The sequence below is a fragment of the Pseudomonas sp. RA_15y_Pfl1_P11 genome, assembly GCF_963970975.1.
Classification (GTDB): domain Bacteria; phylum Pseudomonadota; class Gammaproteobacteria; order Pseudomonadales; family Pseudomonadaceae; genus Aquipseudomonas; species Aquipseudomonas tritici.
Map to the genome: position 1 here is coordinate 217,750 of NZ_CAXAOY010000007.1, position 15,108 is coordinate 232,857.

General features: G+C 60.1%; 19 protein-coding genes and 2 pseudogenes. 3 read left to right on the top strand and 18 right to left on the bottom strand.

Going from position 1 to position 15,108, the window contains the following annotated elements; translation table 11 throughout:
* Nucleotides 1-56: 56 nt before the first annotated feature.
* Nucleotides 57-959, bottom strand: a complete 903-nt coding sequence (locus AACY44_RS11715; protein WP_339415288.1) for a transporter substrate-binding domain-containing protein — start codon at nucleotides 957-959, stop codon at nucleotides 57-59.
* A 34-nt stretch (nucleotides 960-993) separates the two neighbouring features.
* On the bottom strand, nucleotides 994-2,217 hold the full coding sequence (locus AACY44_RS11720; protein ID WP_339415287.1) for a D-amino acid dehydrogenase: 1,224 nt from the start codon (nucleotides 2,215-2,217) through the stop codon (nucleotides 994-996).
* 108 nt (nucleotides 2,218-2,325) lie between these two features.
* On the opposite strand from AACY44_RS11720, the gene AACY44_RS11725 reads away from it, so the two are divergent.
* Nucleotides 2,326-3,228 carry a LysR family transcriptional regulator gene (locus AACY44_RS11725; RefSeq protein ID WP_339427657.1) on the top strand — a complete coding sequence of 301 codons (903 nt, stop codon included), beginning with the start codon at nucleotides 2,326-2,328 and terminating at the stop codon, nucleotides 3,226-3,228.
* A 42-nt stretch (nucleotides 3,229-3,270) separates the two neighbouring features.
* Here AACY44_RS11725 and trhA read toward each other — a convergent pair whose 3' ends face one another.
* On the bottom strand, nucleotides 3,271-3,888 hold the full coding sequence (gene trhA / locus AACY44_RS11730; RefSeq protein ID WP_339415285.1) for a PAQR family membrane homeostasis protein TrhA: 618 nt from the start codon (nucleotides 3,886-3,888) through the stop codon (nucleotides 3,271-3,273).
* A 145-nt stretch (nucleotides 3,889-4,033) separates the two neighbouring features.
* On the opposite strand from trhA, the gene AACY44_RS11735 reads away from it, so the two are divergent.
* Nucleotides 4,034-4,966 carry a LysR family transcriptional regulator gene (locus tag AACY44_RS11735; RefSeq protein WP_339415284.1) on the top strand — a complete coding sequence of 311 codons (933 nt, stop codon included), beginning with the start codon at nucleotides 4,034-4,036 and terminating at the stop codon, nucleotides 4,964-4,966.
* Here the strand turns inward: AACY44_RS11735 and madM are convergent.
* The 15 genes and pseudogenes from madM to AACY44_RS11810 form a co-directional block, all read right to left on the bottom strand.
* Nucleotides 4,944-5,708, bottom strand: a complete 765-nt coding sequence (gene madM / locus AACY44_RS11740) for a malonate transporter subunit MadM (protein WP_339415283.1) — start codon at nucleotides 5,706-5,708, stop codon at nucleotides 4,944-4,946. The genes AACY44_RS11735 and madM overlap by 23 nt on opposite strands.
* Nucleotides 5,709-5,713: 5 nt before the next feature.
* Nucleotides 5,714-6,106: a malonate transporter subunit MadL gene (gene madL / locus AACY44_RS11745; RefSeq protein WP_339415282.1), complete on the bottom strand. Its 393-nt coding sequence runs from the start codon at nucleotides 6,104-6,106 to the stop codon at nucleotides 5,714-5,716.
* 67 nt (nucleotides 6,107-6,173) lie between these two features.
* Nucleotides 6,174-7,073 carry a malonate decarboxylase subunit epsilon gene (mdcH, locus tag AACY44_RS11750; RefSeq protein ID WP_339415281.1) on the bottom strand — a complete coding sequence of 300 codons (900 nt, stop codon included), beginning with the start codon at nucleotides 7,071-7,073 and terminating at the stop codon, nucleotides 6,174-6,176.
* Nucleotides 7,070-7,666: a malonate decarboxylase holo-ACP synthase gene (locus tag AACY44_RS11755; protein ID WP_339415280.1), complete on the bottom strand. Its 597-nt coding sequence runs from the start codon at nucleotides 7,664-7,666 to the stop codon at nucleotides 7,070-7,072. The genes mdcH and AACY44_RS11755 overlap by 4 nt, the downstream gene beginning before the upstream one ends.
* Nucleotides 7,660-8,430 carry a biotin-independent malonate decarboxylase subunit gamma gene (mdcE, locus tag AACY44_RS11760; protein ID WP_339415279.1) on the bottom strand — a complete coding sequence of 257 codons (771 nt, stop codon included), beginning with the start codon at nucleotides 8,428-8,430 and terminating at the stop codon, nucleotides 7,660-7,662. The genes AACY44_RS11755 and mdcE overlap by 7 nt, the downstream gene beginning before the upstream one ends.
* Nucleotides 8,427-9,269, bottom strand: coding sequence for a biotin-independent malonate decarboxylase subunit beta (locus tag AACY44_RS11765; protein ID WP_339530310.1), 843 nt, complete (start codon nucleotides 9,267-9,269; stop codon nucleotides 8,427-8,429). Before AACY44_RS11765 ends, mdcE begins: the two co-directional genes overlap by 4 nt.
* The gene (locus tag AACY44_RS11770; protein ID WP_339415277.1) at nucleotides 9,262-9,561 is read right to left on the bottom strand and encodes a malonate decarboxylase subunit delta; all 300 of its coding nucleotides are present in this window, start codon (nucleotides 9,559-9,561) and stop codon (nucleotides 9,262-9,264) included. Before AACY44_RS11770 ends, AACY44_RS11765 begins: the two co-directional genes overlap by 8 nt.
* The gene (locus AACY44_RS11775) at nucleotides 9,561-10,394 is read right to left on the bottom strand and encodes a triphosphoribosyl-dephospho-CoA synthase (protein WP_339415276.1); all 834 of its coding nucleotides are present in this window, start codon (nucleotides 10,392-10,394) and stop codon (nucleotides 9,561-9,563) included. Before AACY44_RS11775 ends, AACY44_RS11770 begins: the two co-directional genes overlap by 1 nt.
* Nucleotides 10,395-12,065 (bottom strand): malonate decarboxylase subunit alpha, encoded by a 1,671-nt coding sequence (gene mdcA, locus AACY44_RS11780; protein ID WP_339415275.1) that lies wholly within the window; start codon nucleotides 12,063-12,065, stop codon nucleotides 10,395-10,397.
* 153 nt (nucleotides 12,066-12,218) lie between these two features.
* Nucleotides 12,219-12,941, bottom strand: a complete 723-nt coding sequence (locus AACY44_RS11785) for a hypothetical protein (protein ID WP_339530312.1) — start codon at nucleotides 12,939-12,941, stop codon at nucleotides 12,219-12,221.
* A 180-nt stretch (nucleotides 12,942-13,121) separates the two neighbouring features.
* Nucleotides 13,122-13,343, bottom strand: a pseudogene (locus tag AACY44_RS11790) (hypothetical protein); the annotation flags it as partial.
* A pseudogene (locus tag AACY44_RS11795) lies at nucleotides 13,306-13,431 on the bottom strand (transcriptional regulator); the annotation flags it as partial. The pseudogenes AACY44_RS11790 and AACY44_RS11795, both read right to left, overlap by 38 nt.
* A 44-nt stretch (nucleotides 13,432-13,475) precedes the next feature.
* Nucleotides 13,476-13,715: a DUF6124 family protein gene (locus tag AACY44_RS11800; protein ID WP_339415273.1), complete on the bottom strand. Its 240-nt coding sequence runs from the start codon at nucleotides 13,713-13,715 to the stop codon at nucleotides 13,476-13,478.
* Nucleotides 13,716-14,043: 328 nt separating this feature from the next.
* Complete coding sequence (locus tag AACY44_RS11805; protein ID WP_339415272.1) at nucleotides 14,044-14,463, bottom strand: hypothetical protein; 420 nt, start codon at nucleotides 14,461-14,463, stop codon at nucleotides 14,044-14,046.
* Nucleotides 14,441-14,824, bottom strand: a complete 384-nt coding sequence (locus tag AACY44_RS11810) for a polymorphic toxin type 44 domain-containing protein (protein ID WP_339415271.1) — start codon at nucleotides 14,822-14,824, stop codon at nucleotides 14,441-14,443. Before AACY44_RS11810 ends, AACY44_RS11805 begins: the two co-directional genes overlap by 23 nt.
* A gap of 137 nt (nucleotides 14,825-14,961) precedes the next feature.
* Between AACY44_RS11810 and AACY44_RS11815 the strand changes: the two genes are divergently transcribed.
* Nucleotides 14,962-15,093, top strand: coding sequence for a hypothetical protein (locus AACY44_RS11815; RefSeq protein WP_339530350.1), 132 nt, complete (start codon nucleotides 14,962-14,964; stop codon nucleotides 15,091-15,093).
* Nucleotides 15,094-15,108: the final 15 nt, after the last annotated feature.

Here is a 15,108-nt window from a genome sequence, read left to right on the forward strand (position 1 = left end):
AATCAAAACGGTGGGAGCTGGCTTACCAGCGCCCACCGTTGGATCGGGTTACCCCCTTACTCCACAGGGTCACTCACCGGCTTGGCAATAATCGCCCTTAATTCACTGGTCATCGGGAATTCCAGGTTCAAGCCCTTGGGCGGAATCGGTGATTCAAACCAGCGCTGGTAAATCGCGTTGATCTCTGCGCTTCGGTACAGATCAGCCAGTGTCTCGTTAACCACCGCAAGAAACTGCGGGTCGTCCTTGCGCACCATGCAGCTGTAGATTTCCCGCGACTGCTCCTTCCCCACCACCACCCAGTTATGCGGGTCCTTTGCCTTGGCGCGCTCCCCGTAAAGCAACGCGTCATCCATATAGAACGCCGCTGCACGGCCGGTCTCGAGCATCTTGAAGGCTTCGCCATGGTCCTTGGCACTGATCACAAACATATTGGCCTTGTGGTCGGCGTTGTAGCTTTTGAGGAAACGCTCGTTGGTGGTACCCGCGGTGGTCACCACGTTCTTGCCCGCAAGATCAGCAAAGCCTTGGATGCCACTGTCCTTGGCCGTCAGCAATTGCCCCTTCACGTAGATAAACCCGTAGGAAAACGCCACCTGCTTCTGCCGTTCGGCCGTCACCCCGGTAGAACCGCATTCCAGGTCGACTGTGCCATTCTGCACCAGCGGGATACGGGTCTGCGAAGTCACCAGGTTGTACTTCACATTAAGCTTCGCCACTCCGGTTTTCTGCTGAATGCGCTCGACGATCTTGTTTGCCAGCTCTACCGAATAGCCCATGGGCTTGCCACTGTTATCCCCGACGTAGGAAAACGGCACCGACGCATCGCGATAGCCCAACGTGATGGACTTGGCGTTAGCTATCTTGCCCAGCGTGCCGTCCAACGGCGCTTGGTTCGCATGGGCGTGTGCGCCCAGCAAAAGCGCCAGGGTGCAGCCGGTCAACAGGATTTTTTTCATTGTTCTTCTCCGTTGGTCTTGGGGTTGTGAACATTCAAGCAGCCTGGGGCGCAAGGCCCTGCATATCAATAGATGGCGCGTGTTGCCCGATCAACTCAGCCAGCAGCTGGCCGCTGCCGCACGCCAGGGTAAAGCCAAGTGCACCGTGGCCCAGGTTCAGCCACAGGTTGGGATAGACACTGGCCCCAATCAGCGGCACGCCCGTCGGGGTGGCCGGGCGCATACCAGCCCATTCCACCGCATCGGCGTAATCGCCCGCCAAAGGAAATGTCTCCAGCGCCTGGCGTTTCATCAGCGCCAGGCGCTTGGGTTCAAGGCTGGCGTCGAAGCCGACGATATCCACCATGGCCGCCACCCGCAGTTGTTCGCCGAGGCGCGCATAGACGATCTTGCGGTCGTAGTCGGTGATACTCACCTTCGGCGCCTGGTGCTGCGCGCCAATCGGCACACTAAGGCTGTAACCCTTGAGCGGGTACAGCGGCAGCGGCACACCCAACTCCGCGCTGCGATACCCGGCCGCGAGTACCAGATGCTCGACCGGCATCACCTCTGCGCCCAGTTCGATAGCCTGCACCCCACCGCCAGCGTGGCGAATGCCAGTGACCTTGCGCCCCAGCAAAAAGCGGCAGCGGCCGGACGCTTCAAGCCGCGCCGCCAAGCGCTGGCAGAACGCATGACAATCCGCCACCTCCTCATTCGGCGTGTAGATCCCACCGACAAAACCACCGCCCGCCAGCGCCGGCTCCAGGCGTGCGCAATCGGCGGCCGACAGCACCTGCTGCTGAAGGATATCGGTGACCTTGCTGCGGGCATGCGCAAAGGAGTTGGGTTTACGGAAGGTGAGCAGTTTGCCGTTGCGCCGCCAGTGGAAGCCGTCCAGATGATCATCCTCGCGCCATTGCTGCAACGTGTCCTGGCTCAGGGAGGCAAGTCGCAGCAGGTGGGCGGCATTGCGTTTGTTCACCGAGCGACGACAGGCGCCGAGGAACGCGGCCATCCAGCGCCATTGCTGAGGGTCGAGGCGTGGGCGCAGCGTTAACGGCGAGTCACCGCGCAACAGCCAACCGATGGCCTGAAGCGGCACGCCGGCATCGGCCAGCGGCGCCACGTAGCGATAGGACAACTGCCCGCCATTGGCAAAACTGGTTTCACTGCCCAGGGTCTCGCGCACGTCGATCACCGTCACCTCGTGGCCCGCGCGCACCAGCGCATACGCACTGGCCAGACCAATCACCCCACCCCCAATAATGTGCACCATTCCCGCCGCCCGCCGTTTAATCAAGAGGCCTCAAGCCTAGGGGCAGGTGACAGGCCGCCGACAATGAATAAAGATGGGTCACCTATAAATAAAGGTTATGGACCTGCCATGCGCCTGCGTCATATCGAAATCTTCCAGGCCATCCGCCAGACCGGCTCCGTCAGCGCCGCCGCGCAACTGCTGCATGTGTCACAACCGGCGGTGACCAAGGTGTTGCAGCACGCGGAATTGCAACTGGGCTTCCCGCTGTTTCTGCGCGTGCGCGGCAAGTTGCAGCCGACGCCGGAAGCCCTGGCGCTGGAAAGCGAAGTGGAGAAAGTCACCGAAAGCCTGCAAGGCGTACGGCGCCTGGCCAAGAGTTTGCGCCGTGAACCGGGCCAGAGTGTGCGCATCGGCGCGATCCCGGCGCTGGCCCTGTCACTGCTGCCGCCAGCAATCCTGGAGTGGAAACGCGACTACCCGGACATGGCCTGCGAGTTGTCCAGCGACCACAGCCGCGAGCTGGTGCAGAAGCTGCTGATGCGTGAGATTGACTTGGCGCTGACGCTCAACTTCTCTGGCCATCCAGGGCTGACCACGCAAGTGCTGGCCAACGGGGTGTTGGTGGCCTTGGCGTCCAAAGGCTATTGGTCTGATGCCGAGCTGAGCAACCCGCTGCCCCTGGCTGATCTGGCGGGCACGCCGCTGATAGGTCTTTCCAGCGCCGACCCGCTGGCGGCAAAACTCGACAGCTACCTGGAAAACGTCGACCCGCCGCCAAGAGTGACGATCTCCGTACAAACCTACTCGTTGGCCCGTGCGATGGTGGAATCCGGCGCCGGCCTCACGGTGATCGACCCCTTCACCGCGCTCGGTGCTTCGACCGCCGCCACCTGCATCCGCACGCTCACTCCGCCGCTGCCGATCACGCTGTACGCCCTGACCCGCGCCGATGAACCGCCGCCGCATATGCTGGCTAATCTGCTGGAGATTTTCGGCCACCGCGCCCGAGAGCTGCTGGAACGGCTGTGAAAAGCCGATTTTCAAAACAACGAGGATCAAATGTGTTGTCTGTTAGAGCACGTAATGCATGATCGCCACAAAGTGCAGCAGGCTGCCGCCAATCACAAACAAATGCCAGATCCCATGGGAGTGCCGCAGGCGGTCCTCCAAGGCAAAAAATATGATGCCGACGGTGTACAGCACCCCACCCGCCGCCAGCCAGGTAAACCCTGCCGTGCCCAGCGCGGCGATCAGCGGCTTGACCGCCACCAGCACGATCCAGCCCATCACCGCATAAATCACGATCGACAGGATGCGCGCCTCGGAGCGCGGCTTGATCTCTTGCAGGATGCCGATCACCGCCAGCCCCCACACGATGCCGAACAGCGTCCAGCCCCACGGCCCTCGCAAGGTCACCAGACAAAACGGCGTGTAACTGCCGGCGATCAACAGGTAGATCGAAAAGTGATCAACCTTCTGCATGATTTCTTTACGGCGGCCCTGCACGCTGTGATACACGGTGGACGCGCTGTACAACACCAGCAGCGTAAAACCATAAATTGCCACGCTGACGATCTTCCAGGGGCTGCCATCCAGGCTCGCCACCACCAACATCCACACTGCGCCTACAAACGCCGCGACTGCACCGAGCAAATGGCTCCAGGCGTTGAATCGTTCCCCGTGGTACATCTGTCACTGCCCTCCCGTAAGCGTTAACGACTGGCAGGCAAGCGTCCAGCCTTGCGCATCAGAGTGCAAGCGGCTTATGACGTTCCGGCGACGCCGGGCGGTTTTGCGGGCACAATTGTCGGCATTCGAACAAGAGCCTACGGCCATGCTGATCGACGAAGAATTCACCCTCAAAAAGCTCGAAATCTTCCTGGCGTTCATGCGCACCGGCAACCTGGCCCGCGCCGCCGCCGAGCTGCAAACCAGTAACGTCAGCGTGCACCGCGCCATCCACTCACTGGAAAATGCGCTGCGCTGCCCGCTGTTCAAACACGAAGGGCGCAACCTCACCCCGCTGGAAAGCGCCTACGTACTGGAAGAGCGTGCACAGAAACTGGTGGCCGATGTGGTCGACAGTGTGCGCCTGACCCGCGAGGCCGCTGGTTTCTCCGCCGAACGCTTCAAGCTCGGCTCGCTGTATTCGCTCACGGTGAAAACCGTGCCACAGCTGATCATGGGCCTGAAAATCCGTCGCAGCGAACTCAACATCGACCTGATCCTGGGCTCCAACTTCGACCTGCTCTACAAGCTCAAGAACATGGAGGTGGACGCGATCCTCATCTCCCTGGATGAGCACGCCAACGAGCCCGACTGCGAACAGATCGCGCTGTTTACCGACGACATCTTCCTCGCCACTCCCGCCGAATCACCATTCGACCGCGAGCAGGAAATTGACCTGGCCGACGTCCGCGACGCCACGTTCATCACCCTCACCCAGGGCTTTGCCACCCATCAGGACGGCAACCGGGTGTTCAAGCAGGCGGGGTTCGAGCCAAAGGTGGCGATGCAAGTGAATGACATCTTTACGCTGCTGAGCATGGTCAGTTCAGGGGTGGGTTATGCACTGCTGCCGGGGCGGATTGCGGCGGTGTATGAGAACCGCGTGAAGCTGATACCGCTGCAACCACGGTATCGGTTGCAGCAGCAGATTGGCGTGGTGTTCTTGAAGGCCAAGGAGCGCGACCCTAACTTGCTCGCGCTGTTGGCGGAGTGTCGGATGTATGCCAATCGGGGCGCTAACCCACCAACCCGCGCATGATCAGAAACAACAGCGAAGGTCCCAACAAACAGCCCAACGCGGTATAAAACGCCGCGGTCAGGCAACCGTAAGGCACCAGTTTCGGGTCGGTTGCCGCCAAGCCGCCAGCCACACCGCTGGAGGTGCCCATGAGCCCGCCGAAAATCACCGCGCTGCGCGGATTATTCAGGCCGATAAGCGGGGCAACGAACGGCGTCATCACCATCACCAGAATGGCCTTGATCAACCCGGCGGCAATCGACAGTGCCATCACTTCGGAACTGGCGCCAATCGCCGCACCGGTCACCGGGCCGACAATGTACGTCACGGCGCCGGCGCCGATGGTGGTCAGGCTCACGGCATCGGTGTAGCCAAACGCCATGGCCACCCCGACGCCCGCGATGAACGATGAGCCCACGCCCACGAACAACGCCAATACACCGACGTATCCTGCCCGTTTCAGCTCATCGACACTCACGCCAAACGCCGTGGCAACAATGGCAAAGTCGCGCAGCATCGCCCCGCCCAGCAGGCCGATACCCGACAAAAACGGAATATCCACCACCCCCTTGGAGCCACCGGTAAACGCACCGCCCACGTAAGACAGCACCAGCCCCAACAAAATAGCGATGGCCGAGCCGTGCAGGCGGCCTTTGGTGAAGGTGTCGCAGATCCAGTAAGAGACCCACATGGTCAGCCCGATTACCGCAAAGCCACTGATCAGGCCGTAGCCAGTGATCACTTTCATCATCGATTCGTACATGGCAATCACCCGGCTTCTTTGGTGGGAACAACCGCGCTTGGCTCACGGTTGCCGATGCGCATCAGCACTGGCACCAGGGCAAAGCCCAGCACCACCGCGAGTGCCCCAGCCAGAATCGCCATCGGGCCGCCACTGATTGCACCGTAGACGTTTTGCTGGGCAGCCATGGCCACCACGATCGGGATATAAATGGCCGCCCAGAAGCTCACGCCCTGCTCCGATTTACCGGTAAACAAGCCGCGCTTGGCGAGGTAACTGCCCAGCCCGATCAACAGCAACATGGCGATACCCACCCCGCCGACGTTGGCCGGAATGCCCATCCATTTGCCCAGCAGCTCACCGACGAACAGGCCGGCCAACGTACAGAGCGCCAAAAACGCCACACCGTAAATAATCATTGTTGTTGTCCTCAAAGTGCTCAATCGAAATTGTTGTTTTTGTGCTTCGACAGCCTTGGGTGGTGCTTTATCGGTGGCGGCGTTCCTCCTCTTGCAGCAAGGCTTGCAAGGTATCCAGGCGGGCGCCTTCATAGGCGATCACCGTGCCTTGTTCAAACACACGGCGCGACAGGCCGGTGAGCACGGCGCCCGGGGGCAGTTCGATCTGCAGGCGTACGCCGCGCTCATAGGCGCTTTGCACGGTGCCGCGCCAGTCGACGACGCGGCACATATTGAAGGCCAGGTCATCGCGTAGCTGTTCCGGGTTGTGGATAGGCCGCGCGCGGGTACTGCTCAGGTAGGTGATGCGTGGCGCCTTGAGCGTAACGAATGCCTCGGCCAGTACCCGGGCCGGTTGCTCCAGCAACGCGCAATGCGACGGCACACTGACGGCCAGGCGTTTGGCGATGCCGTTACCTTTAATGCGGCTGGCGACCTGCTTCATGGCGTCGTCGCTCCCAGCGATCACGGTTTGGTTGTCGGCGTTGATATTGGCCAGGTACACCGGGGTTTCGGGGCTGTGGATATCGGCCAACAGAGGGTCGACTGTGGAAAACTCCGGGCCAATCAGGGCGGTCATTCCGTAGCCCTGTGGATAAGCGTTTTGCATCAGCTCACCGCGCAGGCTGACCAGTTTGATTGCGTCGCTGAAGTCCAGCGCGCCTGCGATCACCGCCGCCGGATAGGCACCGATAGACAGGCCCGCAACATAATCCGGGGTATGTTGCAGCAGGCGCGCATAGGCCACGCCAGCGATCAACAGGCAAAGCTGAACGGCGCGGGTATTCGCCAGGGCTTGCGCCGAATCCAAGGCGCGAACGTCCTCACCCAAGGCATCGCTGGCTTGCTCCAACACAGCGGCCGGCAACGCCTGGAGCATGCCTGGGCGTTGGGCGCCCTGGCCGGGGAACACGAGAAGGCTGCTCATGCCACGGCCTGCCATGGATCAAGCACGAGGTGCGCACCGCTGACGGTTTTGAGCAGCACACGGCGCGACCCGCTCGCCCATTCGCGCAAGGCGACTGCACCGAAAGGGGTTTGCAGTTGCAGGTCCACGGCACACTCCGCAGTGTCGAGAATCGCCAGCAGATCCTCAGCATCACCTCGCGCCAATGGCTCGGGCGTGCGCAAAATCAAATCCAGGTCGCTCAGGGCATGCAGCGCTTCAATACCCGTGGCCAGTTCGAAGCCTGCGCTGCCAGTGACGCCCCAGGTTTCGTTCGCCAGTACCGTCTGCAGCGACGCAAGTGCTCGCAATGCGGGCAAGTTCCGTGTCGACACCACGCCGCACAAAGCTTCCGGAACTACGCGCCGCTGCAGCGCAGCGATGGGCATCTCGGCGGCAAGCCGCTGCTCACGCACACGCCCGCGCACACCCACTGCAACCAGGCCCGGCTGGGTAATGGCGCGACGCACCACCACCGGGTGACCGGCGCCGATCACCTCCACCGCCCAGGCCGGTGCATCAGCGGGCAGGTGCGCCGGGGTCATGCCCCAGAGCAGGTCGTGCGCGTTCACCATTGTTCCCGCAGCAGTTGCCGAACATGGCTGGACGCAGCGCGATTGGTTGCACCGAGACGCCCGCTCAAATCACTCCCCCCGATAGCCTTGATCGCACTCACCAGGCAATCGCTGACCCGCGCCACGTCGTCCGACGTGGGCTGTTCAATCTGGCTGACCGACAAGGTCTCCCACAACAAACCAAGGCTGGCATAACTGTCGATGTCATACGCCATCGGCGGTACGCTGGCGGCCAGGGCTTCCAGTTCTTCGACACTGCGCAGGGTCACCCGCGCCGCCGAGGCCTTGCCCATGGCGTGCACCATCACACCAGGGTCACGCAGCGCGATCAGGCGGTTGGCCTGATAGCCGTGCGCGAGGAATGCTCCGGACATCGCCTTGCCCACCAGCAGCGCAATCACCGGATGCCCGGCCAGTCGGGCGCGGGCGTAGCTGTCGGCGGCGGCGGCCAGGGCCTGGTGGATGCCGAGGGCTTCTTCGCGACGGCCGTAGGCTTGGCTCGGCACATCGACGATAGCGATCAGCGGGCGCTTGTCGCCCTTCTCGATGGCTTCATCCACCGCTTTAGCGAGACCCCAACCTTCCAGCAACCCGACTTCGCCACTGCGTGCGCGGGGGAAGCGATTGTGTTCGTCGGTGACCACGGCCAGAAATCGCACGGCGTGTTCGCCCACTACGCCGTCGGCCACTTTCAGAGAATCCGGCAAACCCGCAACAGGCGTCGCGCCGACGCTCAATGCATTGAACCACTGCAAGCCTCTCATGAGCGTTCTCCTTGATACAGCTTGCGCACCGTCGCCGGTTCGATTTGCGGCGTGGTATCCAATTCGGCCAGGCGCGCCAGGTAATAGTCGGCCTGACGGCTGCGTTGCCGGGCGGGCAGGCCTTGTTGCAGCAGTGCGCTGACGGTCTGCTGAATCTGCGCCACATCGTCTGCCACATAACGGTCGGCCAGGCCGCTGTTGAAGCGCTGCTCACCGCCGGTAAGGCTCCAGATGAAAGGCCGGTCGCGGGAGTCGTATTCTTCCAGGCCGGCTTCCTGCTCGATCACTTGCGGGCCATTCAGGCCCAGGCGCGCTTCACGGGTGACAACGAGGTAACTGCACAGCCCGGCCGCAATCGACATACCGCCAAAGCAACCGACACTGCCCGCCACCACGCCGATTACCGGCTGGTATTGGCGCAGATCGACAATCGCTGCATGGATATCCGCGATCGCCGCCAGGCCCAGGTTGGCCTCCTGCAAGCGCACGCCACCGGTTTCCAGCAGCAGAACTGCGCGGGTGGGAATGCCCTTGCGATTGTCTTCAGCCGCCAGCTCCAGAGCGCCGGCGATTTTTGCACCGCCGACTTCACCCAGGCTGCCGCCCTGGAAATTGCCCTCAATCGCCGCGATCACCACCGGCAAGCCAGCGATGCTGCCCTTGGCGATCACCACGCCGTCATCGGCTTGCGGCACCACGCCTTGACGGCTGAGCCACGGCGACATAACGCGCTGGAACGGGTCGATCAATTCACGATAGGAACCTGCATCCAGCAGCGCCTGTGCCCGCTGCCGCGCACCCAATTCAACAAAGCTGTGTTTAGCGAGCAAGTCAGTCATGACCCACCTCCTCAAAGCCTTGTTCCAGACGCAAACGCACCACGCCAGGGGTCGCGCCGAAATCGTGGATATCAATCTTCAACGCCGGTGGCGTCTGCTCCTGAAAGATGCGTTCGAACAGATGCTGCCAGCGGTGCTCGGCGCCATTCACCGAGGTCTGCACCTGGATGGTCAGCGTGCCCGGCGTGCCTGGTTCCAGCAGCACTTCCAGGTCGCCCGAGCCGACACAACCCACCAGCGCGCGGCCTTTTGGCGGCTGCCCGGCGGGGAATTCAAAGGATAAGGTTTCCATCACAACGCTCCGTCGAGGCGATCGATAAACAGGCAGGCGGCCAACAGGTCGGCAGCACCACCGGGGGAGGCATTCAGGGCCAGCAACTGGTTGTCCAGTTCGTGCAAGCTGCGACGCCCAGCGAGGCTTGCGCTGCCACCCGCGTCCAACACCGCATGGGCGCCTTTTTGCATGGCGTTCAGCCCCTCGACACCCGCGCGGTAGAGCACACAGGTGTCGGCCAGGTCAGTCATGATCGCGAGCAAGGCATCCAGGCGAGCGTTCTGTTCGCCGGTATTTTGCTGGCGGCTTTTGCGCAGTTGCGGCAGGCCACGTTGCATCACGGAGGGGAATCCAAGTTGCGCTTCCTCGCGGGCGCCGCGGGCGCCGTAGCGTTGGGCAACCTGGGCGCCGTGGCTCATGGGCTGGGGCGCGAAGCGGTCGTTGAGCAAGGCTAATCTGGCTGCGGTCAGCGTTATGGAGCGTGGTTGCAGGGCTGCCGCTGCGGTCAGCAAGCCAAGGGCCCAGATCGCACCACGATGGGTATTCACGCCGTCGGTGGTAGCGAGCATCGCCAGCTCCCCTTCACGGCCAATGCGCCCGAGCGCTTCGCGCAGGGGCAAACCGACCTCACCGAATTCGATAGCCGCTTGCGCCATTTCCTTGAACATCGGCCACAGCGACAGCGCCGAGGCGTGCATCAGGCCCAAGTGCAAATCGCTGTGGGCACCGTTGCCACGCCGGTCGACCAACGCAGGTTTTGGCGACAAGTCAGCCTCATCGATCAGCGCATCGACGGCCATATCCGCCAGGCGTTCAGCCAGGCTCAGTTCATGCAGTTTGAGGGCGCGCATTTACCAGCTCCTGAACTTGGCGGGCGGGTTGTACAGGCCACCGGACCACTCCACCAAGTCAGCCACGCTTTTGGCGGCCAGCAACTCGCGGGTGGCGTCGGTGCGACGGATGCCTAAGTCTTCGGGCAAGGCGATCAAGCCTTCGCGGCGCATGCGTGCGGTGTCCTTGGGGTTGTGGCGCATGCCAATGGCGGTCACCCCGGCGACGGCGGCGATCATCGCCTGGCGCTCCTCAAGGGATCGTGCCTTGTACAGGTAGGCGATGCCTTCTTCGGTGAGCAGGTGAGTCACGTCGTCGCCGTAGATCATGATCGGTGCCAGCGGCATGCGGCTTTTGCGCGCCACTTCCACCGCGTCGAGGGTGTCGACGAAGGTCGGTTTACCGCCTTCCTGAAAGGTCTCGACCATTTGCACGACAAGCTTTTTGCCACGTTCGAGCAAAGCTTCGGGGGCGTCGCCGTGGCGCATATCGAGCCAGGCTGGCGTGCCATGGCGACGGCCGCGCGGGTCGTGGCCCATGTTCGGCGCGCCACCAAAACCGGCGAGACGGCCACGGGTCACGGTAGAGGAATGGCCGTCACCGTCGACTTGCAGGGTGGCGCCGATAAACAGGTCCACCGCGTACTGGCCCGCCAACTGGCAGAACATCCGGTTGGAGCGCATCGAGCCGTCGCGGCCAGTGAAGAAAATGTCTGGCCGTGCGGCGATGTAGTTCTCCATGCCCAGTTCGGTGCCGAAGCAATGCACGCTTTCTACCCAGCCGCTTTCGATGGCGGGGATCAGGGTTGGGTGCGGGTTGAGGGTCCAGTTGCGGCAGATCTTGCCCTTCAGGCCGAGTGATTCGCCGTAGGTGGGCAAGATCAATTCGATGGCGGCGGTGTTGAAGCCGATGCCATGGTTGAGCGACTGCACATTGTGTTTTTCGTAGATGCCGCGGATCGCCATCATCGCCATCAGTACGTGGACCGGCTTGATATGGCGCGGGTCGCGGGTGAACAAAGGCTCGATGTAGAAGGGTTTGTCGGCCACCACCACAAAATCCACCCAGCTCGCCGGGATATCGACACGGGGCAAGTCGGTGACGTCGTCGACCAACTGGTTGACCTGCACGATGACAATGCCATCGCTAAAGGCAGCGGGTTCAATCAACGCCGGGGTGTCTTCGGTGCTGGCGCCCGTGTAGATATTGCCGGCGCGGTCGGCCATGAAACCGGCGGAGAGCACCACGTTGGGGATCAGGTCCACCACCAGCCGTGCGTAGAGTTCGATGTAAGTGTGGATCGCGCCGATTTCCAGCAAGCCGTCTTCCAGCAACTGGCTGATGCGCAGGGATTGGGTGCCGGCGAAGGAGAAATCGAGCTTGCGCGCGATACCCTTTTCAAACAGGTCCAGGTGCTCGGAACGGCCGACACTGGGCATGATCATGTGCAAATCGTGGAGTTTGGCGGGATCGGCCTTGGCCAGGGAGCGCGAGAGGAAGTCGGCTTGCTTTTGGTTGTTGCCTTCCAGCACGACGCGGTCGCCGGGGAGGATCAGCGCTTCGAGCGCCTCCACGATCTTGTCGCTGGGCAGCACGGCCCCGTCTGCGTACTTTTTGACCAGCCCGAGCCGCCGCTGCTTCTCGTCGCGCCGCCGCGTCCAGCGCGAGTCGGGGGTTTTTGTTGTTGTCATGGTCGCTCCACGGATTTGCTGTCGTGGGCTTACCTTAGGAGTGGAACGAGGAGGGATCAATCAAGCATAAAGATGAACCATTACGGTTAAAGTAATGGTTCCAACGGTTGTGACGAGCCGCTAAATAGACTGCGAGACCTGACTGCTAAGCAATTAGTATGTTTTATTCCGATAATGCCTCGATAGCATCATCACAAAAAAAGCTAACAGTACATTTAACCCAAGCAACCAGCCTTTGGCTTGGCCCCATATAGCTGTCAGGGCATTGGCGTAAATCGCCAACACAACAAGTAAAAACAAGAAAAGAAAAATACCGACTATCTCGTCCCAACGAGCACTTTCAAAGCGATATACACTAAGCAAGCAACCGGCAACCGCACTTGCTATAACAACCTGCAGGCCATTGAGTTGATGATCCGTGACATAAACCGACTCAAAAATACTCGACATATGGCAAAGCGCGAATACCATGACAGATGAAATCACTAAATATATGTATATCCGCTCCAAAACACCAAACAATGCGTGCCGAAAGTTTTCGGCATCTTTCTTATCCGGTTCAGCGGTTATGGCAAGCCCGAGAAGACCGGCACCAAGCCCACCAAGAGTCATGACGACAAAGTTGGTCATTACTAGTCTAGTTGAGGTTTCAGCGGCATTAAGGCCCTCAAAACTTTCAAGGTGCAACATAATACCCACTGCACCTATTGCAGAGATGACAAAGCTCCAGAGCTTTCTCCGTGATGAGCTCACATCACTCATTGTTACTGCACAAGTACATACGATCACAGCCCCCCACACGACTAACGTCAACGTAAATTTTGAACTATTGAAAAGCGCCTTGAAAGCCTCAAGAAATTCATTAATGAAATACATAGATCCTTCATTGTCCCTACTGAGAAGAGTTCACTTCTTGTCGGCAGGCCGTCCGAATTCTTTACAGCCAGATTGAATAAAAAAGCCTTCCAACTATCGCCCCACTTTAATCAGAACCTCTTCCAAAGGACCGCTCGGCCCTTCAAAACATCAGACGGGTCAATTTGATCGCCTGCCAAATTTCTGGGACCTCCCTTGGAGTCGCAAAGCCGGGAGCGCAATAGCGTAGGCGGCGTTGTACGCAAACTCGAAACGGCTGGCGAACGATAACTGTGGATTACTCGCGCCCCTTAACCGATCCCTGGCTGAGCGCATCAGCCCATCACACTCTTTGCGATCCGGCGGCTCAGCCTTCAAGCCGCCGCTACGTTGCAGATTCTCCAGGTTTGCCTTGCTGTCCATCCGTGGGTTCCAATGGGTTGCCCCCAATCAGATTGATCTTGTCCTGCTGCACGACCCGCTGCACAAAACTGTTCCCGGCATTCCATTTGCTCGGTGGCGCTTGTTAACGATCAGTCCCTATTTGAGACCGCTTTAAGATTCCGGCGATGGGCTGACGTGCTCCAACGCTCTATCAACCAACAACTGCCCCAACGCTGCCATTTGCTGGATTCCGAGCATGATTGCGCGCTGGGAGGTGTCCAGGTCGAAGGCCAAGTTGCAGGTGAGTGCGCTCAGGGAGGACAGGGTCTCGCTGGCGTTAACCAGCAGGGTTTCGGTGTCTTGGTGGGGCGTTACGGTGAAAAGGGGCGGATTGGGGGTAGGTTTGACCATGATGAATCTCCTAAACAGTGAGTAAGGAGCGCCACCGTTCGCTTGCACGCGAATGAGGGTGGCGACCGTGCGCAGGTGTGCAAGACCGGGCCTGTTTAGGACACCCAGCAGGTCCGAAGACCTCCTGCGCGCAGCCGCCATAAAGCAGCGAGCACAAACAACGCCCGTTGGTTGGCTGGGCGTTTGTACGCCTAAACAGTTTCGTCGGACTTGCACGTCCGTGTCACCGTTTTTTGCGATGACGGGACGAAGACTAGGCGCGCTGGCTGCACGCGACAAGTTCATGCACTGCCCAAAATCTTGCGGGAAAAATCCGAAGCCGGCCGGCCTACAACTTCATGTCGATGCTCACAGCCCCCAAACCTTCAAGCGGATAGCTGCGGTACTCATAAACCTCCCCACGGACAATGAGGTGGATGACGCCATCCACCCGAGTCACTTGGACATCAGGCTCTTTGGTTTTCAAAAAGGGATGTGCCGAAACCAGCGCTGTCAGTATTTCCCGATCACTACCTAAGTCCTTATAAACGTAGTACCTGTAGGAAAACCCCACTGTCGCGCCGCCCTGACCGTCACGTGCTCCATAAATTGAGCTGCCGTTGCCTAAGGCGTGTTTCAAAACCACTTCGTCCAAATCCGGGGTACCGGATGACATGATCCAATTGCCCCCGATATAAATCAGGCAGGCCACCAGCAGGCAGTTGCGCAGGACCGGCAAGAGGCTCTTAGTAGCCCTGAGAAATTGCATACTCGATACCTCTCCTTATCCAATATTGATCTCGAGGATCATCGCCAAAAGGGTCACCGCCCCACCATGAGCCAAATTCCGGCTTGGTGGTTTTTGCGAATGTTTGAGCGACACCTGCTGCCCGTAACAGAACATGCTCGGGAATGCCCAGCACCGTGCCTGTAGCACCGTAATTGAAGTTACCAAAAGCTTCGTACTGACGCCCTCGCTTCTTGTAGTTCCATGGGCCGGCAGCCCTGACCTGTGAGTAAAACCAGGAATAAGCGAATGCGGAGCCTGACTGGAGATGAGTGCCCTTGCACTTGGCTGTCGCCATATTTTCGAGAAGTGAAACACCCGGCGGCATTAACGGTACGGCCATTTGCGAATCCTTGCTGGCAGTGAGGAGTGCAGAAACTAGCCACTCCACTGCGGCCTGAAAACCCGCCTATTCCAAACTCAGAACTCGCCTACAGTAACTCCATCCTATTCCGACATATCGCCCAGTAATGGTTGTCGATGCAAAGTGCCTATGACTTATGGCAGGCCGAGCATCGGGAGCAGCCAGTGATTGAGCGGTTTGCGCGGATTGTGCTCAGCGTGGGAGCTGGCTTGCCTGCGATGGCGGTGGGTCAGTTGGCTTATGCGTGAGTGACACCCCGCTAT